This is a genomic window from Streptomyces sp. NPDC055749, assembly GCF_053617235.1.
In genome coordinates this window covers 263,081-284,873 of record NZ_JBSHFH010000001.1, presented here as the reverse complement: position 1 = coordinate 284,873, position 21,793 = coordinate 263,081, and the positions used below count along the sequence as shown (strand labels likewise).

Sequence of the window (21,793 nt, the reverse complement as noted above, 5' to 3'; positions counted from 1 at the left end):
TAGAAGGTGCTGGTCACGGGCGACCACCCAGCTGGCTCCACCATCTGCCGGCAACTGAGTGGAGGTGGAGCTACCTCCACCTCCAGGACTCCCCCTCGCTGCGATGTGCGCGGCGCGCGGCGCCGGTTGACTCGTCACCATGAATCAGCGACCAGCCGCCAACCCGCCGGCCGTGCGGCTCAGTTCGGTCACCCGCTCCTTCGGGAAGCGGGCCGACGCCGTCACCGCCCTCGACAACGTGAGCCTCACCATCCCCGGTGGCACCTTCACCGCCGTCATGGGGCCTTCCGGTTCCGGCAAGTCGACGCTGCTCCAGTGCACGGCGGGCCTGGACCGGCCGACCGGCGGGCGGGTGTTCCTCGGGGACACGGACCTGACGGAGCTCAGCGAGCGGAAGCTGACTCTCCTGCGCCGCGACCGCATCGGCTTCGTCTTCCAGGCGTTCAATCTCCTGCCCTCCCTCACGGCGGCGCAGAACGTGGCGCTCCCGTTGCGGCTGGCGGGCCGGCGGCCCAAGCGCTCCGAGGTGCGTGACGTACTGGAACAGGTCGGCCTCGCCGACCGGGCCGGACACCGGCCCAGCGAGATGTCCGGCGGTCAGCAGCAGCGCGTGGCCCTGGCCAGGGCCCTCGTCACCCGCCCCGAGGTGCTGTTCGGCGACGAGCCGACGGGCGCGCTCGATTCGCAGACCGGAAAAGAGGTGCTGACGCTGCTGCGTTCCATGGTCGACCGGGGCCAGACCGTGATCATGGTGACGCACGATCCGGTGGCCGCCTCGTACGCGGACCGGGTGGTGTTCCTGGCCGACGGGTCGGTGCGGGACGAGCTGTACGAGCCGACGGCCGAACAGGTCGCCGCGCGCATGACCGCACCGGCGGTGGTCCCGTGCTGAGCCTGGCACTGCGCTCGATGCGGACCCGCTGGGTCACGTTCATCGGCTCGTTCATCGCTCTCGCCCTGGGCGTCGGCCTGATCGCCACGACCGGCATGGCGCTGGCGGCGACGTTCAGTGCCCCGGAGCGCGGCCCCGAACGGTTCGCCGCGGCCCCGGTCGTGGTGCGGGCCTCCGACACCCTGCGTGTCGGGACGCAGATCGGGGAACGTACGCAACGACTGGCCGACCCCCGCCCGGTGCCGTCGGACCTGGCCACCCGGCTCGCCTCTCTCGGCCGCACGGTGGAGGACCGGACGTTCCCCGTCCGGATCTCCGGAGAGGACGTCGTCGGCCACCCCTGGTCGGTCGCCGCCGCCACCCCGTACCGCCTCTCCGCCGGCCGGGCCCCGCGCGCACCCCACGAGATCGTGGTCACCGCGGACTCCGGCACCGGCCCGGGCGACCGCGTCAGCGTCACCACCGCCGGGACGGTCGTCGTACGCACGGTCGTCGGCACCGTGCCCGCCGCGGACTTCGAGACCGCCGTGTTCTTCAGCGACGCCGAAGCCGCCCGTATCTCCCCGCCCGTCGACGCGGTGGTGGTGCACGCCGACCCGGCCGCCGTCCGCGCAGTGGTCGGGGCGGCTCCCGGCATGACGGTCCTCACCGGCGACGAACGCCGCAGGGCCGACCCCGATCCCGACCGGGACAGCGAGGCGCTGGTCGCCGTCAACGCCATGCTCGGCACGGCGGCGGGCATCACCGGTTTCGTGTCCGTCTTCGTCGTCGCGTCGACGTTCTCCTTCACCGTGGCCCAGCGCAGGCGCGAATTCGGGCTGCTCCGCACGGCGGGGGCGACGCCGGGTCAGGTACGGCGCATGGTCGTCGCCGAGGCGCTTCTCATCGGAGTCCTGGCCTCGGCAGCGGGCTGTCTGCTCGGCAACGCCATGGCCCCCGTACTCGCCTCCTGGATGGTCGACGCGGCGATCGCACCGTCCTGGTTCGCCATCGGCGACGTGACCTGGCCGCTGCACACCGCCTTCTGGACGGGACTGCTCGTCGCGATGGCCGGTGTAGTGGTCTCCTCCCACCGGGCGGGACGCATCGGCCCGACCGAGGCGCTCCGCGAGTCCTCCGTCGACAGCCGGGCCATGCCGCTGAGCCGTCTCCTCGTCGCCTCCGCGGTCCTGCTGACCGGCCTCGGACTGCTGGGCTGGGCCCTGGTCACCGACCCGGGGGACGTACTGAAGCGGAAGACGTACATCCTCCAGCCGATGTGGCTGATCGTCGGCTTCGCACTGTTCGCGCCGCTCCTGGTCCGCCCGCTGACCCGCCTGCTGACCTGGCTGCCCGCCCGCCTCCCCGGCGCCACGGGCCTGCTCGCCCGGCAGAACGCCTCCACTTCGGTACGCCGCACGGCGGCCGTGGCCGCGCCCGTCCTCATCACCGTCGCCCTGGCCGTCTCCCTGCTCGGCACAGTGGCCACCATCAACGGGGCCAAGGCCACCGAGGCGGCGGCGCAGACGAGCGCCGACTACGTGGTGGACGCGGGCGGCAAGGGCCGCACACTGGACCCGCGCTTCGTGGACCGGGCCCGGAGCATCCCGGGAGCGGTGACCAGCGCCTCACGTTCCACCGCCGTCACCGTCCTCGAAGAGGGCACCGCGCTCATCAGGTCCGAGGCCCGAGCCGTCGACCCCGCAGCACTGGCCCGGCTCGCGCGCCTCCCCGTCGTCTCCGGCTCCCTCACCGATCTCGACGACGGCTCCATCGTCGTCAACGAGGAGTGGGAGACCCGGACCGTCGGGCAGCGGGTGAGCGTCTGGCTCGGTGACGGCCGCAAGGTGTCGCTGCGCATCGCCGCGGTCCTGCGTGTCGGCACGGGCTCCAACGGTGTGTACGTGACCCCGAAGAACGCGGCCGGCGCCGGAATCGACCGTATCGACGTCAGACTCCGTACGGGAGCGGACCGTTCGGCCACCGCCGCCCTCCTGGCCGAGGCGGGACGGGCGACAGCCACCCCCGTCCTCACGAAGGACGCCTGGGTGACCGAGCACTACCCGCGCACCAGCGAGAACACCCGCATGGGCCTGTTCCTGATCCTCGGAATCGCCCTGCTGTACACGGGCATCGCCCTGGCCAACACCCTGGTGATGGCCACCTCGGACCGGGTACGCGACCTCGCGGCGCTCCGTCTCACGGGCGCCACGAAACCGCAGGTCCTGCGCCTGATCGCCGTAGAAGCCCTGGTGGTCGTGGCCGTGGGCGCCGTCCTGGGCGGTGCGGTCGCCGCCCTGAACCTCCTGGGCGTCAAGGGCGCCCTGGAACTGCTCTCGGTGAGCTCACCGGTGATCGTGCCCTGGGGCGCCGTGGGCGCGATCCTGGCGGCGAGCGCGGCGCTGGCCACGGTCTCCGCCGTCCTCCCGGCCCTGGCGGCCCTGCGCACACGGCCGGTCGAACTGGCCGGCATGCGCGAATGACACCGCCTCAGCGCTCAGCCCTTCACTCGCCGGTCACCACGGGCCGGTCCGGCGAGGGAAGGCCCCACTCGCTCCAGGACCCGTCGTACACGGACAGCCCGCGATACCCGGCCAGTTCGGCGCCCAGCGCCAGTACGCAGGCGGTGACCCCCGACCCACAACTGAAGACCAGCCTCTCCCGCTCCCCCGCGAGTTCCGCGAAGGCGGCCCGCAGCTCCGCGACCGGCAGCATCCGCCCCTCACGCTGAAGCTCGACGAAGGGCAGGTTCACCGCCCCGGGCATATGGCCGCCGCGCAGCCCGGCACGGGGCTCGGGCGCCGTACCGGAGAACCGCTCCCGGGCGCGGGCGTCGAACACGACGGCGCCCGGGTCGGCGAGCGCCGCCAGGACCTCACCGCTCCCGACCACGAACCCCGCACGCGGCCGGGCGGTGAAGTCCCCCTCCGGCCCGGCCGGCACCGGCCCGCCGCTCTCCAGAGGCAGCCCGGCCTCGGCCCAGGCGGACAGCCCGCCGTCGAGCACGGCGACCCGGTCGAAGCCCATCGCGCGCAGCATCCACCAGGCCCTGGCACTGGAGTAGATCCCCGCAGCGTCGTACACGATCACGGTGTCGGAGTCCCGGACGCCCAGCACCCGCATCTCCCGGGCGAAGTCATCCGCGCCGGGCATGGTGTGCGGCAGCGGCCCGGAGTGATCGGACAGCGCCCCGTCGATATCGAAGACGCGGGCCCCCGAAATCCGCTCCCGCGCGCTCCGGTTGGCGCCCACGGAAGCATCGAGCACCACGATTCCCGGCTGCCCGAGCCGCTCCGCGAGCCACTCGGCACCTACCAGCGGGCCGGGGAGGAACCCCGGCAGCTCCGGCACATCCACGTCTTCTCCCACCCCTGAAAAAGCAGACCCACAGTGATCGCATCGCCGTGTGCCCGCCGCTGCCGCCGAGAGACATTGTGCCTGACCAGCCTCGGTAGCCGAAGCGAAATCGATCACTCTGAGTCACGAGAGAGTGGGCGACTCAAACGCTGTCAAAAAGGAGCCTCTGCTCCCCCGGGAATGGGTGCCCGCGGCCGCATTCCATGACGCACGGAACGACACGCAATCGAAAGCGTGAACAGGAGTCAGAGAGTCGCCCGTACGGACTAAATGCACGTCAACTACCTGCCACCCGCGCCTTATTCAGCTGCAAGCAACGCCGGAAAGGCGTCGCCATTTCCCCCGTCCGTGCGGCCAGGCGGCCTACTTTTCACACTTTCCCCCCTGTGCCAAGCATCACTTAAGCAGCCTTTAGGTATGTTTCTTCTCAGATCGACCGCCCGGTCGATCGCCCCCGAAAACAGGAAGACGTGAGATGAAGAATCGCTCACTCGCAGTGACTGCCGCTGTTGTCGGCGCGGCGGCCCTCACCGCGACCGGCATCAACTACGCCGTTGCCTCCGACCAGGCCGCCCCGACCTCCAAGCGCTCCGCTCCTGTCGCGGCTCCGGCCGCCGGCCCGGCCGCCGCTCCCGCTGCCGCCCCTGCCGCCCCCCGCGGCGGCAGCGGCAAGGACGACTACCACCACGAGGGCAGGATCCACATCAACGAGCGTTCCTACTCCGCGGAGTCGGACGGTTGCACGATCGCTGTCAGCGGTCTGGGTGCCGAGAGCTTCAACGTCCGCAACGACACCAAGAAGACCGTCGAGGTCTTCAGCGGGGCCACCTGTGACAACGGGGCGCCCATCGCCACGGTCGGACCGTTCAGCACCAGCAACGGCGTCTCGCCGGACGAGATCGACGGCGGCCTGTCCGTCGAGGACGGCGTCGTGGGCAGCTTCCGCGTCGTCGACGGCCACCACAACAAGTGGTAACAGCGTCACTTGCACGCCGCCGAGCCCCCGGCCCGCTGGAATCGGGCCGGGGCCTCCGGTACAGGCGTGCACCTGGCCGAAAGCCGGTCAACGGTGGCAGCGGCTACGAGCAAGCCACCCGTGAACGGTTCGGTATTTTCAGCACGATACTAGACGTTCGGCGCATATTACGCGCGTCGACGTAGGTGGTCTGGTACCGGCAGTTGATCCCGACCATGTCCAGGCGGGCCATTTCCTGATGGGAAGGCCCGAGAGGTGATCGGCAGCCGGCGGCGCATACGAGCCGCCGCCGGCTGCCGGGCGTGACCGGCCCCGTCCGATGCGTACTCCTCGAACTGCTCCTCGAACTGCGAGAGTTTCATGAAACTGCACAGCGGATCATTGAGAATGGTTAAAGACCCGAATACCGCAGCGCTTGCGAGGCGGCTTGACGGGTGCATCGAGGATGCGGAGTACTGGGCGAGGAGAATGCCGAGGGAAGTCTCTTTCCTGGTGGATCGGGCCCGGAAGTGCAGTGTCGCCGCGGGAGTGCTCAGCTTCTCCACCAGCCTTCTGGCCTGGCCCCTGGTCGCTCAGTCCGCACCGTTCGCGGCGCAGGTGGTCATCTCCGGACTTTCGGGTCTGGCCGCTCTGGCGATCACCGCCCCCTACGCCAGCGGTCTGAGTGACCGCGGCGATGAATCCATCGAGCTCTGCCACGCATACGGGGTGATGCATCGTGAACTCCTCGACGCAAAGGCCCGGCTGGCCGGTGGGTCCAGGCGGAATGTTTCCCAAGTATCTGACGTCATCGCGAAGTTCGAGTGCGTCCAGGAACGCAGAGATGCGCTTCGGTTGTCAGCCGGACCCCGGCGGGAACGGATCACCTCCGCGGGTCCGGAACAGGTGCCGGTAGTTCCGGCCGCCGGATCTCCGGAGGTGGCACGGCCGTTGCCACCACTGTCGCCGTCGGTGCCGCCAGTAGCGCCAGTGACACCAGTGACGCCAGTGCCATCGGAACCCTCGGTGACGCCAGTGACGCCAGCGCCGTCGGAACCCTCGGTGCCGTCAGGACCCTCAGTGCCCTCCGTGCCGTTGAGCCGCAGCTCCAAAGCAGCCGTCGAAGAGGAGGCGCGCGCCACGCTCGCCCACATGCTGATGAGCCGGTCGGAACCGCAGGGTGTAGCCCTGGGCCCCGAGGCCTGGACACCCGTGGCCGTACTTCACCCGACTCTGCCCGGCCAGTCGTCGCGGAGTCACGGCCGAGGCAGCTGGGGAGAATTCCTTGGAACCCTGGTGGAAACCGGGCACAGCGCGACACTCCTGGGGAAGGACTCCACGAACGCGGTAGCGGCGTATCTGGGCTTCACCGAACGCGCCGCGAAACAGGGCAGCAGCGACCAGGCCAGGTGACGGAACAAGAAAAAGCCCAGGTCAGATATTTCTGACCTGGGCTTTCGATGAGCCGCCTTCGGGATTCGAACCCGAGACCTACGCATTACGAGTGCGTTGCTCTGGCCAACTGAGCTAAGGCGGCACGCCCTGTCGCACCATGGTGCGATCAGCAGCGGGCCCAAGTCTACACAGTTTCCGGGGGTGGTCCGTACCGGCCGCCCCCGGAGCCGTATCCGCAGGTCAGCGGGTGGTCATCGGCCGGTCATGAGCACTTCTTGCCGTCCGTGGGAGGCGTGCCCTCCAAGAGGTACGTGTTGATCGCCGTGTCGATGCAGTCGCTACCCCGGCCGTACGCCGTGTGGCCGTCGCCCTCGTAGGTGAGGAGCGTGCCGGAGGAGAGCTGGTCCGCGAGCGACTGGGACCACTTGTACGGGGTGGCGGGGTCCCGGGTGGTGCCGACCACGACGATCGGCGGTGCGCCCTTCGCCTCGGTGCGGTGGGGGGTGCCGGTGGGGTCGGCGGGCCAGTAGCCGCAGTTCAGGGCCGCCCAGGCGAAGCCCGTGCCGAAGACCGGAGACGCCTGCTCGAAGCTGGGAACGGCCTTCTGGACGGCGGCGGGCGCGTCGAAGGCCGGGGGCAGGTCCAGGCAGTTCACGGCCGCGTTGGCGTACATGAGGTTGGCGTACGTGCCGTTCGGCTCGCGCTCGTAGTAGCTGTCGGCGAGCGCGAGGAGCCCCGAGCCGTCGCTGCGCCCGGCGCCCGCCAGCGCCTCACGGAGCTGCGGCCAGGCCGCCTCGTCGTACATGGCCGCGATCACCCCGGTCGTGGCCAGTGACTCGGTCAGCTTCCGGCTCTCGCCGGTCGGGACCGGCTTGGCGTCCAGATCGGTGAAGAGCTGCTTGAGCGCGGTGGCCGCCGCGTCGGCGGACGTGGTCCCCAGCGGGCAGTCCTCCTGCTTCACGCAGTCCGCCGCGAAGGACTGGAACGCCGCCTCGAAGCCCGCTGTCTGGTCGCGGTTGATGTCGATGGCGGGAAGGGACGGGTCCATCGCACCGTCGAGGACCAGTCGGCCCGCCCGGTCCGGGAACAGCTCCGCGTACGTCGCTCCGAGGAAGGTGCCGTAGGACGCCCCGACGTAGTGCAGCTTCTCGTCGCCCAGCAGGGAGCGCAGGATGTCCATGTCACGGGCAGTCTCGACCGTGGAGACATGCGGGAGGATCCTCGGGGAGCGCTTCTCGCAGCCGCCGGCGAACTTCTCGAAGGCGGCGCTCAGCCTCGTCACCTCGGCCTCGTCGTCGGGGGTCTGGTCGACCTGGGTGTAGGCGTCCATCTCCTTGCCTGTCAGGCACTCGACGGGCTCACTGCGCGCCACTCCGCGCGGGTCGACGGCAACCATGTCGTAGCGGGCGCGGACCGGTGCCGGATAGCCGATGGCCGCGTACCCCTGGAGATAGCCGACGGCCGAACCGCCGGGGCCGCCCGGATTCACCAGGAGCGAGCCGATCCGCTTGCCGGGTCCGGTGGCCTTCTTACGGGATACGGCCAGCTTGATGTCCCCGTCGTCGGGGTTCGCGTAGTCCAGCGGCGCCTTCATGGTGGTGCACTGGAGGCCCTCCACACCGCAGTCCCGCCAGCTCAGCTTCTGCGCGTAGTACGGCTTGAGGTCCTTGGGGGCCGCGGCTCCGGCGGCCGACGCACCCGTCGCCGACGTTCCGCTGCTGCAGCCGGAGACGAGGAGGCCGGCAGTGCCGAGCGCGGTGGCAAAGATTCGGAGCAGGCGCCTGGTGTCCATCCCCGGAGCGTAGCCGCCGGGTGACGACTCGTCCGATTCCCTGCTCATTCGGGTGAATGCCCGCCTCACCTCCCCCGCTGTGGAGCGACGTCAGCCGGCCCGGAGCGCCATCGTCATCGCCTCCACCGCGAGCAGCGGCGCCACATTGCGGTCGAGAGCCCGGCGGCAGGCGATCACCGCCTCGATCCGGCGCAGGGTGCGCTCGGGGGTCGACGACCGGGCGATCCGGTCGAGCGCGTCCCCCGCGTCGGCATTGGCGATCGCGATCCGCGAGCCGAGCTGGAGCGCGAGTACGTCGCGGTAGAAGCCGGTCAGATCGGTGAGCGCCAGATCGAGGCTGTCGCGCTGCGAGCGGGTCTTGCGGCGCTTCTGTCTGTCCTCGAGCTCCTTCATGATCCCCGCGGTCCCCCGGGGCATCCGGCCACCGGCGACCGCGCCGAGAGCCGCCTTCATGTCGTCGGTCTCCTTGACGTCGACCTCGTCCGAGACCTGCTTGGCCTCCTCGGTCGCGGTGTCGATCAGCTCCTGGGCGGCCTTCAGACAGCCGCCGACGTCGTCGATCCGGAGCGGGAGCTTCAGCACGGCGGCACGGCGGGCCCTGGCCCGCTCGTCCGTGGCCAGCCGGCGGGCCCGGCCGATGTGGCCCTGGGTCGCACGGGCGGCGGACGCGGCCCGCTCGGGGTCGATGCCGTCCCGCCGGATCAGCACGTCGGCGACGGCGTCGACCGGCGGTGTGCGGAGCGTGAGATGGCGGCAGCGGGAGCGGATCGTGGGCAGGACGTCCTCCAGGGAGGGCGCGCAGAGCAGCCACACCGTGCGGGGGGCGGGCTCCTCCACCGCCTTCAGCAGGACGTTGCCCGCGCCTTCGGTCAGACGGTCGGCGTCCTCCAGGACGATGACCTGCCAGCGGCCGACGGCCGGGGACAGCTGGGCCCGGCGGACCAGATCTCGGGTCTCCTTCACGCCGATCGACAGCAGGTCGGTGCGGATGACGTCGACGTCGGCGTGCGTACCGATCAGGCTGGTGTGGCAGCCGTCGCAGAATCCGCAGCCCGGAATGCCGCCGAGGGCCCGGTCGGGACTGGTGCACTGGAGCGCGGCGGCGAAGGCACGGGCGGCGGTGGACCGCCCGGACCCGGGCGGTCCGGTGAACAGCCAGGCGTGCGTCATCTTCGAGCCCGGGGGCACGGGCTCACCCGTGGAGATGGCGGTGACCAGCGCATCGGCGTCCCGGGCGGCGGCAGCGAGCTGCTCCTGGACCCGGTCCTGTCCGACGAGGTCGTCCCATACGGTCATGGGTCACCGCCCTTCCGGTGGTGTGGTGGTGCTGCGAGCCGCGGACTCGGGGTGCTCCGCGGCCTGTGGTCGAACCGGATTCCCATTGTGGGGGAAGGGTCTGACAATCCCGGCTTTCCGGCCGTCGGAACGGGCAGCCATGCCATCGGCGGGCCCGGAATTCCGGGCCCGCCGATGGCATGGGACGGATCGGTCAGCCGCGCGGACGGCGGCCCCGGCCGGACGGGCCCGGGTCCTCGTCGTGACCGCCGAGCAGTTCGTCGGCCAGGGACGGCAGGTCGTCCAGCGGCGTCTCCTCGGCCCAGTCGGAACGGGGGCGCTGCTTGCGGGCCTGACGGTCGTAGGCGTCCTGAGTGGCCCGCGGGTCGTCGCTGATCTGTGGCAGCTCGCGCGTGCGCTCGTTCTCGCCCTCCGGGGCGGGCGCGGCGGGTCGCTCGTCACGGAAGATGCCCGGCGGCACCCGGTCGGACGGTGCCTCGTCCCGTACGGGCGGCAGGACCGTCGTCTCGTCCGCGTCCCGCGCCGGACGGCGCCCGGCCGGATCGTCCACGCGAGGCAGCATGGCCGTCTCGGCGTTGTCGCCTGCCGAGGAACCCGGGCGGTCGGCGTGCGGGCCGTCGGAGTGCGGCGCGACCGGCGAAGGCACCGGCTGCGTCACCTCGTTCGCCCCCACGATCGGCGTCGGCACAGTGAGCTCGTTGTCCGCAACGGACGGCTCAGCGGACGGCTTGGACCACGCGGCCCTCTCCGCCTCAGCCGCCGCAGAAGCCGCCGCATCCGCCGCAGCCGCGGCCTCCGCCCTCGACGCGGCCTCCGCCTCAGCCTGACGCCGTGCCTGCTCGGCCCTCAGCAGAGCCTCTTCCGCCTTGCGCTGCTTCTCCAGGCGCCGTTCCTCCGCCTCCTTGCGCAGCCGTGCCTCTTCCTCGGCCTGCCTGCGGAGGCGCTCCTGCTCGGCCGCGCGCACCTGCTCCTCGGCCTCGCGCCTGGCGCGCTCCTCCTCCGCGAGACGGCGGGCTTCCTCGGCCCGCTGCCGGGCCTCCTCGGCCTGCCGTTCGGCCTCGCGCTGCCGCGCCTCCTCCAGCTCGCGGCGCTTGCGCTCCTCCTCCTCGGCACGGAGCTTGGCGAGCTGTTCCTGCCGCTCGCGCTCCAGCCGCTCCTCCTCGGCCTTGCGGGCCGCCTCTTCCTCGGCCTTGCGCCTGGCCTCCTCCTCGGCTGCCTTGCGCGCCTCCTCCTGGGCCTTGATCTCGGCCTCGGAGAGCGGAAGGAGCCGGTCGAGCCGGTGGCGTACGACGGTGGTGATCGATTCCGGTTCCTGGCCGGCGTCCACCACCAGGTAGCGGACCGGATCGGCCGCCGCGAGGGTCAGGAAGCCGGAACGCACCCGGGCGTGGAACTCCGGGGGCTCCGACTCCAGACGGTCCGGCGCCTCCGTGAACCGTTCCCGTGCGGTCTCCGGGTCCACGTCCAGCAGCACGGTCAGATGCGGTACGAGGCCGCTCGTCGCCCACCGCGAGATCCGGGCGATCTCGGTCGGGGACAGGTCGCGGCCCGCGCCCTGGTAGGCGACGGACGAGTCGATGTACCGGTCGGAGATGACGACCGCACCGCGTTCCAGCGCCGGACGGACGACCGAGTCGACGTGCTCGGCGCGGTCGGCGGCGTACAGCAGGGCCTCGGCCCGGTTGGAGAGCCCGGCCGACGACACGTCGAGCAGGATCGACCGCAGCCGCTTGCCGACCGGCGTCGCTCCGGGCTCGCGCGTCACGACGACCTCGTGGCCCTTGGCCCGGATCCACTCGGCGAGTGCCTCGACCTGGGTGGACTTGCCGGCTCCGTCGCCGCCCTCCAGGGCGAGGAAGAAGCCGGTGGCGGCGGGCGCGACCGTCGGGTCGCCGCCGCGCACGGCCTCGCGCAGATCGCGCCGCAGCGGCACACCCGCGCGGTCGTCCGTCTTGGCGAGGACGATCGCGGCGACGGGCAGCAGCAGGGCGCCGACGAGCATCAGCGCGAACGCGGCACCGCCGTGCGCGAAGACGAAGTCACCGGAGACCAGACGGTGCCTGCCGATGGCCGCGGCGAGCAGCGGACCGCCCACGGCGCCGAGCGCGATGAGCACCCGGACGACCGCCTGGAGGTGTTCGGTGGTCCTGGCCTGCCGGAACTCCTCGGTCTCCTGGTCGATGAGCGTGTGCCCCGTGCCGGCGGCGACCCCGGCCGCGTAACCGGCCAGCAGCGCGAGGAGCAGTCCGGTCGCCGTGTCGGGCACCAGCCCGAGTGCGAGGAGCGCGACTCCGGTGACGGCGGTGGAGAAGGCCAGCAGACGGCGCCGCGACAGAGTGGGCAGCACCTTCTGCGCGGTACGGATACCGAGGCCGGTGCCGCCGGTCAGCGCCAGGATCAGCAGCGCGAACGTGGCGGGGCCACCGCCCAGGTCGAGCGCGTGCAGCACGGAGACCGCCGCCGCGGCGGCGATCGCCCCGGCGACCGCGGCGCAGGCGCCGACGACCAGCGGAACCGTGCCGGTGCGGCCCTTGTCGGGTCCCGTGCCGGTCGCCGGACGGCGCAGGCCCTCCAAGGGCGAGCGCGGGCGGGGCGTCGGCGTACCGGGCAGTTCGAGGAAGTACAGGGTCGAGATCGAGGCGGAGAAGAGTCCGGCCGCGACGTACGAGCCGAGTGCCGCCTGGTGGAACGAGAACCAGTCGAGTCCCGCGCCGAGCAGATTGCCGACCAGCGTGGCGATCAGCAGTGCCCCGGCGGCGGCGGGAATCGCGAGGAAGTTGGTACGCAGCGAGAGCCTGCGCAGTGCGTCGAGGTGGTCGGGCAGCGGGCGCACCGCGGCGCCCTCGGCGGGCGGGGCGGGCAGCAGCGCGGGGGCCGCGCTCTCCTTGGCGACCGTCCAGAGCCGCTCACCGACACCGGTGACGAAGACGGTGATCAGGACCATCATGAGCGCCTTGTCGGGCATCCAGTCGATCCACAGCGGGGCGACGACCAGCAGCGCGAGCCGCAGCCCGTCCACCCCGATCATCAGCCAGCGCCGGTCCACCGGTCCGCCCGGTCCCGTGAGCGACGTCAGTGGCCCCAGGAGTACGGCTCCGAAGAGCACCGTGGAAATAATCCGGGTACCGAACACGGCGGCGACGGCGAAGGCCGCCCCCCGGTATCCGGATCCGAATGAGCCCTCCAGGACAGCAGCTTGCAGCGACAGCAGCACCAGCACGAGAAGGGCGAGTGCATCGCCGGTACTGCCGACGAGCTGGGCGCTCCACAACCGCTTCAGCGGGGGAACACGCAACAGTGCTCGTACGGCGCGCTCGCGTGAGTCTGCGGCAAGTGTGTCGGAGGTGGGGCTCACGACCGTTGGCTGCTCGGCTCGCGTCATCCGCCCAGCCTATCCGGAGCGGTGCGGTCGCCGTCGGCCCCATCCGAACATACGGCCGCCGGGCGCGGAGAATCCGGTCCGGCCCAGCGAAACGGAACGGCGGGGCCCGAAGGCCCCGCCGTCCCGTGTGTCCGTTCTGCCCGGACTGTCCGCGTGCGCGGTCTGTCAGTCCTCCGCGGACGCCGAAGAAGTCGCCTTCTTCGCCGCGGTGGCCTTCTTGGCCGGGGCCTTCTTCGCCGCCGTCGTCGTCTTCTTGGCGGCCGTCTTCTTCGCCGTCGTCTTCTTGGCGGCCGTGGCCGTCTTCTTCGTCGCGGTCTTCTTGGCCGGGGCCTTCTTCGCCGTCTTCTTCTTGGCGGGACCCTTGGCACGCTTCTCGGCCAGCAGCTCGTAGCCGCGCTCCGGCGTGATGTCCTCGACGCTGTCGTCGGTCCGCAGCGTCGCGTTCGTCTCGCCGTCCGTGACGTACGCGCCGAAGCGGCCGTCCTTCACGACCACCGGAGCGCCGCTCACCGGGTCGGTGCCCAGTTCCTTGAGCGGCGGCTTGGCCGCGGCCCGGCCGCGCTGCTTGGGCTGGGCGTAGATCGCCAGAGCCTCTTCGAGCGTGATGTCGAAGAGCTGGTCCTCGGAGGTCAGCGACCGCGAGTCCGTGCCCTTCTTCAGGTACGGGCCGTAGCGGCCGTTCTGCGCGGTGATCTCGACACCCTCGGCGTCCTCACCGACCACACGCGGCAGCGACATCAGCTTGAGCGCGTCGGCCAGCGTCACCGTGTCCAGCGCCATCGACTTGAAGAGCGACGCGGTCCGCGGCTTGACCGCGTTCTTGCCGGTCTTCGGAGTGCCCTCGGGCAGCACCTCGGTGACGTACGGACCGTAACGCCCGTCCTTCGCGATGATCTGGTTCCCGCTCACCGGGTCCGCACCGAGCTCGAAGTCGCCGCTCGGCTTCGCCAGCAGCTCCTCCGCGTACTCCACGGACAGCTCGTCGGGTGCCATCTCCTCCGGCACGTCGGCGCGCTGGTGACCCTCGGAGTCCTTCTCGCCGCGCTCGATGTACGGGCCGTAGCGCCCGACGCGCAGCACGATGCCGTCGCCCACGGGGAACGAGGAGATCTCCCGGGCGTCGATCGCACCGAGGTCGGTGACGAGCTCCTTCAGACCGCCGAGGTGGTCGCCGTCGCCGTTGCCGGCGTCGGAGGCCGCACCCGCTCCGGCCGTGTCCTCGCCCGCTCCGAAGTAGAAACGCTTCAGCCACGGCACGGACTTGGCCTCGCCCCGCGCGATGCGGTCGAGGTCGTCCTCCATACGGGCCGTGAAGTCGTAGTCGACCAGCCGGCCGAAGTGCGTCTCCAGCAGGTTGACCACGGCGAAGGAGAGGAACGACGGGACGAGCGCCGTGCCCTTCTTGAAGACGTAGCCGCGGTCCAGGATCGTGCCGATGATCGACGCGTACGTCGACGGGCGGCCGATCTCGCGCTCTTCGAGCTCCTTGACCAGCGAGGCCTCGGTGTAGCGGGCGGGCGGCTTGGTGGCGTGGCCGTCGACCGTGACCTCGTCGGCGGACAGCGCGTCGCCCTCGGCGACCTGCGGCAGGCGCCGCTCGCGGTCGTCGAGCTCCGCGTTCGGGTCGTCGGCGCCTTCGACGTACGCCTTCATGAAGCCGTGGAAGGTGATCGTCTTGCCGGAGGCCGAGAACTCGGCGTCCCGGCCGTCGCTCGCCCGGCCGCCGATCTTGACGGTGACCGAGTTGCCGACCGCGTCCTTCATCTGGGAGGCGACGGTCCGCTTCCAGATCAGCTCGTACAGACGGAACTGGTCGCCGGTGAGGCCGGTCTCGGCAGGGGTACGGAAGCGGTCGCCCGAGGGACGGATCGCCTCGTGCGCCTCCTGCGCGTTCTTGACCTTGCCGGCGTACGTGCGCGGCTTGTCCGGCAGGTAATTGGCTCCGTACAGCTGCGTGACCTGCGCCCGCGCCGCGGAGATCGCGGTGTCGGAGAGGGTCGTGGAGTCCGTACGCATATAGGTGATGAAGCCGTTCTCGTACAGCTTCTGCGCGACCTGCATCGTGGCCTTGGCCCCGAAGCCCAGCTTGCGGCTGGCCTCCTGCTGGAGGGTGGTCGTACGGAACGGGGCGTACGGCGAGCGACGGTACGGCTTCGACTCGACGGAGCGGACCGCGAACGTGGACTCGGCGAGCGCGGCGGCCAGGGCGCGGGCGTTCGTCTCGTCCAGGTGCAGCGTCTGGCCGGAGGCGGACTTGAGCTGTCCGTCGGGACCGAAGTCGCGGCCCTGTGCGATCCGCCGGCCGTCGACCGCGCTGAGGCGGGCGGTGAGGGTCGACGGGTCGGAGGCGTCACCGGTGCGGCCGGTGGCGAAGGTGCCGGTCAGATCCCAGTACTCGGCGGAACGGAAGGCGATGCGCTCGCGCTCCCGCTCGACAACGAGGCGGGTCGCGACGGACTGGACACGGCCCGCCGACAGTCGCGGCATGACCTTCTTCCAGAGGACCGGGGACACCTCGTAGCCGTAGAGGCGGTCGAGGATACGGCGGGTCTCCTGGGCGTCGACCATGCGCTGGTTGAGCTCGCGCGGGTTCTCGACGGCGGCCCGGATCGCGTCCTTGGTGATCTCGTGGAAGACCATCCGGTGGACCGGGACCTTGGGCTTCAGAACTTCCTGGAGGTGCCACGCGATGGCTTCGCCCTCGCGGTCCTCATCGGTGGCGAGGAAGAGTTCGTCGGACTCGGCCAGCAGCTGCTTGAGCTTCCTGACCTGGGCCTTCTTGTCGGCGTTGACGACATAGATGGGCTGGAAGTCGTTCTCGACGTCCACGCCGAGCCGCCGCACCTCACCGGTGTACTCGTCCGGCACCTCGGCGGCGCCGTTCGGGAGGTCGCGGATGTGCCCGACGCTCGCCTCGACGACGTATCCGGGGCCGAGATAGCCCTTGATCGTCTTCGCCTTGGCAGGGGACTCGACGATGACGAGTCGGCGACCGCCCTTTGCGGTCTCGCTGGTCGGGGACAACTTCGCTCTTCTCTCCGGTCGGCACTCAGTGGGCATCCGGGCAGCGCAATGACGCTGCCCGCGGTGCTGTCGCTGCGGAGTGTGACGGTACAACCCGCCCCCGTGTCAAACGGCAAAAGCCCGCAACGGCCACTCGAACGGTAACCCGACTTCCGCCATTCCTGCCGCCCGGACCGCTCGGTCCGCAGTGCGCACGCCTTCTGCCTGCGTGTTTCGCGGCGCCGCCGAGCGGCCTTCGCGGAGAGCGCCGGAGGTGCCCTGTCCGGGATCAGGCCCTGCTGGGGGCGGGAATCAGACGCGGGTGAAACACCAGACGCCGACTACGAGGAACGCCGCGCCGAAGAGCGTGGCGAGAGCGGTGGAGGCGACAGGGCTCACACCGTGAGCCACCGGCGCACGGTGCAGGGTGCGCGCCCCCGTCCAGATCAGGAGTGCGGCGCCGAACAGTGCGAATGCCGTACCGGCGAAGACCGCGGTGACGCTCTCCATGTCCGTACCCCTCAAACTCACTCGTCGTCGTGATGAGGCCCGGCCCACGACCCGGCAGGGGGAGGCTGCCACGCCGGAGCGTCGCCGACACGAACCCCGGGTGAACAGCACTCCCCCGGCCCCTGAGGGCGACTCCGACGACGCTCGGACGCCTTACCCCACCGGCTCCAGGAAACCCTCCTCCACCAGCAGCCGGATCGCCTGCGGGGTGCGGTCGCGCAGCAGTACAGGGTCCTCGGACATCAACTGGGCGATGGCGTCGAGAATCCGGCCCGCGGGAAGCGATCCGTCGCACACACCCGCGAACCCGGCGCCGACGGCGTCGACCTTCGTCGCGCGGCGCATCCCGCGGTGCTGACGCAGCACCACATGCTCGGGGTCCTCCGCACCGGGCAGTCCGACCTGCTCCTGCACGACCTCGGCGGCGAGCGTGAAACGCCCCGCCAGAAGCGCCGCGTCGTCCTGCTCCCTGAGGTAGTCCTGGCGGGCGAAGTGGGCCTCGATCGCGGGGCCGAGGGGCTGCTCCACCGGGTGCGGCCACTCCTCGACGACGATCGACGGCTCGGCCGCGCCGGTCTTCCTGAGCGTGATCCAGCCGAAGCCGACGGCCTTGGTCCCGCGGGCCTCGAACTCGTCGAGCCATGCCTCGTAGCGCGCGCTGTACTCGGCGGGGTCCGAGCGGTGGTCGCCGCTGTCACGCAGCCACAGCTCCGCGTACTGCGTGACGTCCTGCACTTCCCGCTGCACGATCCAGGCATCGCAGCCGCGCGGCACCCAGGTGCGCAGCCGGTCCTGCCACTCCTCGCCCTCCACGTGCTGCCAGTTGGCGAGGAACTGGGCGTAACCCCCCTCGTTCAGCCGGTCACCGGCCTGCTGCACCAGGGTCCGGCACAGGTCGTCGCCGCCCATTCCGCCGTCGCGGTACGTCAGCCGGGCGCCCGGCGAGATCACGAACGGCGGGTTGGAGACGATCAGGTCGAACGTCTCGCCGGAAACCGGTTCGAAGAGGGACCCCTCGCGGAGATCGGCCGGGGCGGCGCCGGACAGGGCGAGGGTGAGCCGGGTGAAGTCCAGGGCCCGCGGGTTGAGGTCCGTGGCCGTGACACGGGTGGCGTGCTGGGCCGCGTGCAGCGCCTGGATGCCGGAACCGGTGCCCAGGTCCAGAGCGGAGGCCACCGGCTCACGGACGGTGATTCCGGCGAGCGTGGTCGACGCCCCGCCGACTCCGAGGACGACACCCTCCTCGTGCGAACCGATACCGCCGGCCCCACCGACCGCGCAGCCGAGGTCGGAGACGATGAACCAGTCCTGGCCCTCCGGTCCGCCGTACGGCCGGACGTCGACGGTCGCCCGCACCTCGTCCCCGTCACGGCTCAGCCAGCCGTCCTCGACGCACTCCTCCACGGGAAGCGCGGCGCGTGCCCGCTCGTAAGGGACGGGACGCTGGAGAAGGAAGAGCCGCACCAGCGTGTCGAGCGGCGATTCACCCCGGGTGGCCCGCAGTGCGGGGACCGTCTCGCTGCGGGCGAGCGCGGCATAGGCGGACGCGCCGAGCCGGTCGAGAAGCCCGTCCGCGGTGAAGGCGGCGGAGAGCAGGGCTTCGCGGAGCGCGGGGATACGGTCGGATGCGGGAAGGCTGGGCGTACTCACCCGCCCATTGTGTCCGCTCCCACCGACAACGGCAGCGGCCCGGCACCCGTAAAGGGCGACCGGGCCGCTGACCGCACGCCGTGTCTAGGCCTTCTTGGTCGCCGAAGCGGACGGCGTCGCCGCCTTCGAGGTCCCGGCGGACGGCGAGGAGGTGGCAGTCGGCTTCTGGCAGCCCTTCTGCTTGGCCATCGCCGTACCGACCTCACCGGACTGGAGCTTCTTCAGCGCCTGGTCACCACTGGTGCTGATCTTGTTCAGCTCGTCGGCGATGTCCTTGAGACCGTCGGCGAACTTCGCCTGGTCCTTCGTGTTGAGGGCGTCGACCTTCGTCTTCAGCTCGGCGTAGGCGGCGGAGGAGGCGTTGAGCTCCTTCACGGCCTCCTTCTGGGTGGTCTCGCCGTCGTCGACGGGCGGCGGGCCCGCCGAGTCCACGGCCGAACCCAGCGCCTTGTACGCCTGCGAGATCTGCTGGAAGGCGGCCGAGTCGGTCGCCTGGACGTCGGCCGGCTTGCTGTTGTCCGCGGTCTGCTGCTGGATGGAGGCGTTGGCGTCCGCGATCTTCTGCAGCTGGGGCTGGACCTGGTCGCAGACCTCCTTGGCCCAGTCGTTGACCTTGTCGTCGCTGTCGTCGCTGCAGCCCGACAGCGTCAGTACGAGTACCGCACCGCCGGACAGTGCGGCTGCAAGCTTCTTGTTCACCGGATTGGGTCCCTTCCAAGGCTCTCGGCCCCGGAACTTACACGCCAAGTGGGCGACATTCTGGCGCCGTGCGTCCGATGTACGGGCTTTTGCAGCCATTTGCACCAAGGGAAATGAGGGAGATACAACTCACCTGAACGCTCGATCACGCGTACGGAAACTCACCGGTACGGATGAAACCCGTGACGCGCGACGGGCGGACGCCCCCTCAGAAGGGTTTGCCCACCCGCCGCTTGACCAGGCACTACGGCCTCAGAACCCTCCAGGTCCGCGAGACCGGCCGGTCCTGATCACGAAATGGCCGCCGGATCGGGCGACTTGGCGGAACGGCCGCCGCCGTCCCCCTCGTCCCCGGACCCGCCTTCGTCGCCCATGGCGATCCCGCGCCGCTTCGACACGTACACCGCACCGACGATGACGGCGATCGCGAACCCCGCCACCACCGCCCGCACACCGGCGCTCGCGTCCTCCCCGTAACTGAACTGCACGACCGCCGGGGCGATGAGCAGCGCCACCAGGTTCATCACCTTGAGGAGCGGGTTGATCGCCGGTCCGGCCGTGTCCTTGAACGGGTCCCCGACCGTGTCACCGATCACGGTCGCGGCATGGGCCTCGCTGCCCTTGCCCCCGTAGTGGCCGTCCTCGACGAGTTTCTTGGCGTTGTCCCACGCGCCACCGGAGTTGGCGAGGAAGACGGCCATGAGCGTGCCCGTCGCGATCGCGCCCGCGAGATACGAGCCGAGCGCCCCGACACCGAGACTGAATCCGACCGCGATCGGCGCCAGCACGGCGAGCAGCCCCGGCGTGGCCAGCTCGCGCAACGCGTCCTTGGTGCAGATGTCGACGACGCGCCCGTACTCCGGCTTCTCCGTGTAGTCCATGATCCCGGGGTGCTCGCGGAACTGCCGCCGCACCTCGTAGACCACGGCCCCGGCGGACCGGGACACCGCGTTGATGGCCAGACCGGAGAAGAGGAAGACGACCGCCGCGCCGAGGATCAGCCCGACCAGGTTGTTGGGCTGGGAGATGTCCAGGCTCAGCCCCAGCTCACTGGTCCTGGCCCCCACGTCGTCGACCGCCGTGGCGATCGCGTCGCGGTACGAACCGAAGAGCGCCGCCGCCGCCAGCACGGCGGTGGCGATGGCGATGCCCTTGGTGATGGCCTTGGTGGTGTTGCCGACGGCGTCCAGGTCGGTGAGCACCTGGGCCCCCGCGCCCGTGACGTCGCCGGACATCTCGGCGATGCCCTGCGCGTTGTCGGACACCGGTCCGAAGGTGTCCATGGCCACGATGACGCCGACGGTGGTGAGCAGGCCGGTGCCTGCGAGGGCCACCGCGAAGAGGGCCAGCATGATCGACGTACCGCCGAGCAGGAACGCTCCGTAGACGCCGAGCCCGATCAGCAGCGCGGTGTAGACGGCGGACTCCAGGCCGATGGAGATACCGGCGAGCACCACGGTCGCGGGACCCGTCAGCGAGGACTTCCCGATGTCCCTGACCGGCCGGCGGTTGGTTTCCGTGAAGTAGCCGGTGAGCTGCTGGATCAGCGCGGCGAGCACGATGCCGATGGCGACGGCGACGAGGGCGAAGATCCGGGGGTCGCCGCCGTGCGAGGAGATGGCGCTGTCGGTGACGCCGTCCAGTTCGGCGTACGAGGACGGGAGGTAGACGAAGACCGCCACGGCCACCAGGGCGAGCGAGATCACCGCGGAGATGAAGAATCCGCGGTTGATGGCGGTCATCCCGCTGCGGTCGGCGCGCCGCGGGGCGACCGCGAAGATGCCGATCATCGCGGTGACCACGCCGATCGCCGGCACGATCAGGGGGAAGGCAAGGCCGGAGTCCCCGAAGGCGGCCGAGCCGAGGATGAGCGCGGCGACGAGCGTCACGGCGTACGACTCGAACAGGTCGGCCGCCATTCCCGCGCAGTCCCCGACGTTGTCGCCCACGTTGTCGGCGATGGTGGCCGCGTTACGCGGATCGTCCTCCGGGATGCCCTGCTCCACTTTGCCGACCAGGTCGGCGCCCACGTCGGCCGCCTTGGTGAAGATGCCACCGCCGACCCTCATGAACATGGCGATGAGCGCGGCACCGAGACCGAACCCTTCCAGGACCTTGGGCGCGTCGGCCGCGTAGACGAGGACGACACAGGAGGCGCCGAGCAGGCCGAGGCCCACCGTGATCATGCCGACCACGCCACCCGTACGGAAAGCGATCTTCATCGCCTTGTGCGAAACGGCGGTGAGATCCTTTTCCGGTTCGCCCTCTTGCGGAGTCGCCTCACGCGCGGCTGCGGCGACGCGCACATTGCTGCGTACGGCGAGACGCATGCCGATGTATCCGGTGGCCGCCGAGAAAAGCGCACCCACCAGGAAGAACAGCGACCGTCCGGCTCGCTGCGACCAGTTGTCGGCCGGCAGCAGCAGAAGCAGGAAGAACACGACGACGGCGAAAATGCCGACGGTACGCAGCTGCCGCGCCAGATACGCATTCGCGCCCTCCTGGACGGCTGCCGCGATTTCCTTCATACGCTCGGTGCCCTCGCCGGCCGCCAGGACCTGGCGTACCAGCAACTGGGCCACGACGAGCGCGGCGACGGCGACGACCGCGACAACGATGATGATCAGCCGGTTGTCATCGGTGAGAACCGCGGCTGCTAGTGAGGTGGGACGGTCGGAAGGTGCGGAAAACTGCGACAGTTCTGCCAGTGGTGTGTTGAAGAACCCCGCCATACGTCCTCCTTGACGCTCAGCGCACAAGACGTGGACGGATTGTAGGGAGCAGAACCTGATCAAAACAGTGGGCGGGTAATGGAATTGACCTTCGTCCCTCAATCGGCAAATGATCTCACCCCCGTTTCGGCGCGAATGCAGTAACGGGGCA

The 21,793-nt window shown here is 70.6% G+C and carries 13 protein-coding genes and 1 tRNA gene; 4 read left to right on the top strand and 10 right to left on the bottom strand.

The features are described from left to right. The first annotated feature begins 139 nt into the window (after positions 1-139). Together ACWGO0_RS01320 and ACWGO0_RS01315 are read left to right on the top strand one after the other, a co-directional pair. A complete protein-coding gene (locus tag ACWGO0_RS01320; RefSeq protein ID WP_453526143.1) occupies positions 140-892 on the top strand; it encodes an ABC transporter ATP-binding protein in 753 nt (250 codons plus the stop codon). Next, complete coding sequence (locus ACWGO0_RS01315; RefSeq protein WP_453526140.1) at positions 886-3,354, top strand: FtsX-like permease family protein; 2,469 nt, start codon at positions 886-888, stop codon at positions 3,352-3,354. The genes ACWGO0_RS01320 and ACWGO0_RS01315 overlap by 7 nt, the downstream gene beginning before the upstream one ends. A 22-nt stretch (positions 3,355-3,376) precedes the next feature. On the opposite strand, the gene ACWGO0_RS01310 is transcribed toward ACWGO0_RS01315, so the two are convergent. After that, the gene (locus ACWGO0_RS01310) at positions 3,377-4,228 is read right to left on the bottom strand and encodes a sulfurtransferase (RefSeq protein WP_453526137.1); all 852 of its coding nucleotides are present in this window, start codon (positions 4,226-4,228) and stop codon (positions 3,377-3,379) included. A 475-nt stretch (positions 4,229-4,703) separates the two neighbouring features. Here ACWGO0_RS01310 and ACWGO0_RS01305 point away from each other — a divergent pair, with 475 nt between their 5' ends. Together ACWGO0_RS01305 and ACWGO0_RS01300 are read left to right on the top strand one after the other, a co-directional pair. Further along, on the top strand, positions 4,704-5,204 hold the full coding sequence (locus tag ACWGO0_RS01305) for a hypothetical protein (protein WP_453526134.1): 501 nt from the start codon (positions 4,704-4,706) through the stop codon (positions 5,202-5,204). A gap of 1,068 nt (positions 5,205-6,272) precedes the next feature. After that, positions 6,273-6,596, top strand: coding sequence for a hypothetical protein (locus tag ACWGO0_RS01300; RefSeq protein WP_453526132.1), 324 nt, complete (start codon positions 6,273-6,275; stop codon positions 6,594-6,596). A gap of 50 nt (positions 6,597-6,646) precedes the next feature. Here the strand turns inward: ACWGO0_RS01300 and ACWGO0_RS01295 are convergent. From ACWGO0_RS01295 to ACWGO0_RS01255, 9 genes are all read right to left on the bottom strand, one after another. After that, positions 6,647-6,720: transfer RNA gene (locus ACWGO0_RS01295), tRNA-Thr, on the bottom strand. Positions 6,721-6,840: 120 nt separating this feature from the next. Beyond that, positions 6,841-8,370, bottom strand: coding sequence for an alpha/beta hydrolase (locus ACWGO0_RS01290; protein WP_453526129.1), 1,530 nt, complete (start codon positions 8,368-8,370; stop codon positions 6,841-6,843). Positions 8,371-8,460: 90 nt separating this feature from the next. After that, a complete protein-coding gene (locus ACWGO0_RS01285) occupies positions 8,461-9,666 on the bottom strand; it encodes a DNA polymerase III subunit delta' (RefSeq protein ID WP_453526127.1) in 1,206 nt (401 codons plus the stop codon). Positions 9,667-9,859: 193 nt separating this feature from the next. Further along, positions 9,860-13,048, bottom strand: coding sequence for a dTMP kinase (tmk, locus tag ACWGO0_RS01280; RefSeq protein ID WP_453526124.1), 3,189 nt, complete (start codon positions 13,046-13,048; stop codon positions 9,860-9,862). A 165-nt stretch (positions 13,049-13,213) separates the two neighbouring features. Further along, positions 13,214-16,072 (bottom strand): type I DNA topoisomerase, encoded by a 2,859-nt coding sequence (gene topA, locus ACWGO0_RS01275; RefSeq protein ID WP_453526121.1) that lies wholly within the window; start codon positions 16,070-16,072, stop codon positions 13,214-13,216. Positions 16,073-16,363: 291 nt separating this feature from the next. Further along, positions 16,364-16,561 carry a hypothetical protein gene (locus ACWGO0_RS01270; protein WP_453526119.1) on the bottom strand — a complete coding sequence of 66 codons (198 nt, stop codon included), beginning with the start codon at positions 16,559-16,561 and terminating at the stop codon, positions 16,364-16,366. 153 nt (positions 16,562-16,714) lie between these two features. Next, complete coding sequence (locus ACWGO0_RS01265) at positions 16,715-18,211, bottom strand: DUF7059 domain-containing protein (protein WP_453526117.1); 1,497 nt, start codon at positions 18,209-18,211, stop codon at positions 16,715-16,717. Positions 18,212-18,295: 84 nt separating this feature from the next. Further along, entirely contained in the window at positions 18,296-18,910 is a 615-nt protein-coding gene (locus ACWGO0_RS01260; RefSeq protein WP_453526115.1) for a small secreted protein, read from the bottom strand. A gap of 290 nt (positions 18,911-19,200) precedes the next feature. Further along, positions 19,201-21,642, bottom strand: a complete 2,442-nt coding sequence (locus ACWGO0_RS01255; protein ID WP_453526113.1) for a sodium-translocating pyrophosphatase — start codon at positions 21,640-21,642, stop codon at positions 19,201-19,203. Positions 21,643-21,793: the final 151 nt, after the last annotated feature.

Bases quoted from the DNA above. Each gene is read 5' to 3' on its own strand.
- ACWGO0_RS01320 (WP_453526143.1), top strand. From the start codon at position 140: ATGAATCAGCGACCAGCCGCCAACCCGCCGGCCGTGCGGCTCAGTTCG.
- ACWGO0_RS01305 (WP_453526134.1), top strand. From the start codon at position 4,704: ATGAAGAATCGCTCACTCGCAGTGACTGCCGCTGTTGTCGGCGCGGCG.
- ACWGO0_RS01290 (WP_453526129.1), bottom strand. From the start codon at position 8,370: ATGGACACCAGGCGCCTGCTCCGAATCTTTGCCACCGCGCTCGGCACT.
- ACWGO0_RS01285 (WP_453526127.1), bottom strand. From the start codon at position 9,666: ATGACCGTATGGGACGACCTCGTCGGACAGGACCGGGTCCAGGAGCAG.
- tmk (WP_453526124.1), bottom strand. From the start codon at position 13,048: ATGACGCGAGCCGAGCAGCCAACGGTCGTGAGCCCCACCTCCGACACA.
- ACWGO0_RS01270 (WP_453526119.1), bottom strand. From the start codon at position 16,561: ATGGAGAGCGTCACCGCGGTCTTCGCCGGTACGGCATTCGCACTGTTC.
- ACWGO0_RS01255 (WP_453526113.1), bottom strand. From the start codon at position 21,642: ATGGCGGGGTTCTTCAACACACCACTGGCAGAACTGTCGCAGTTTTCC.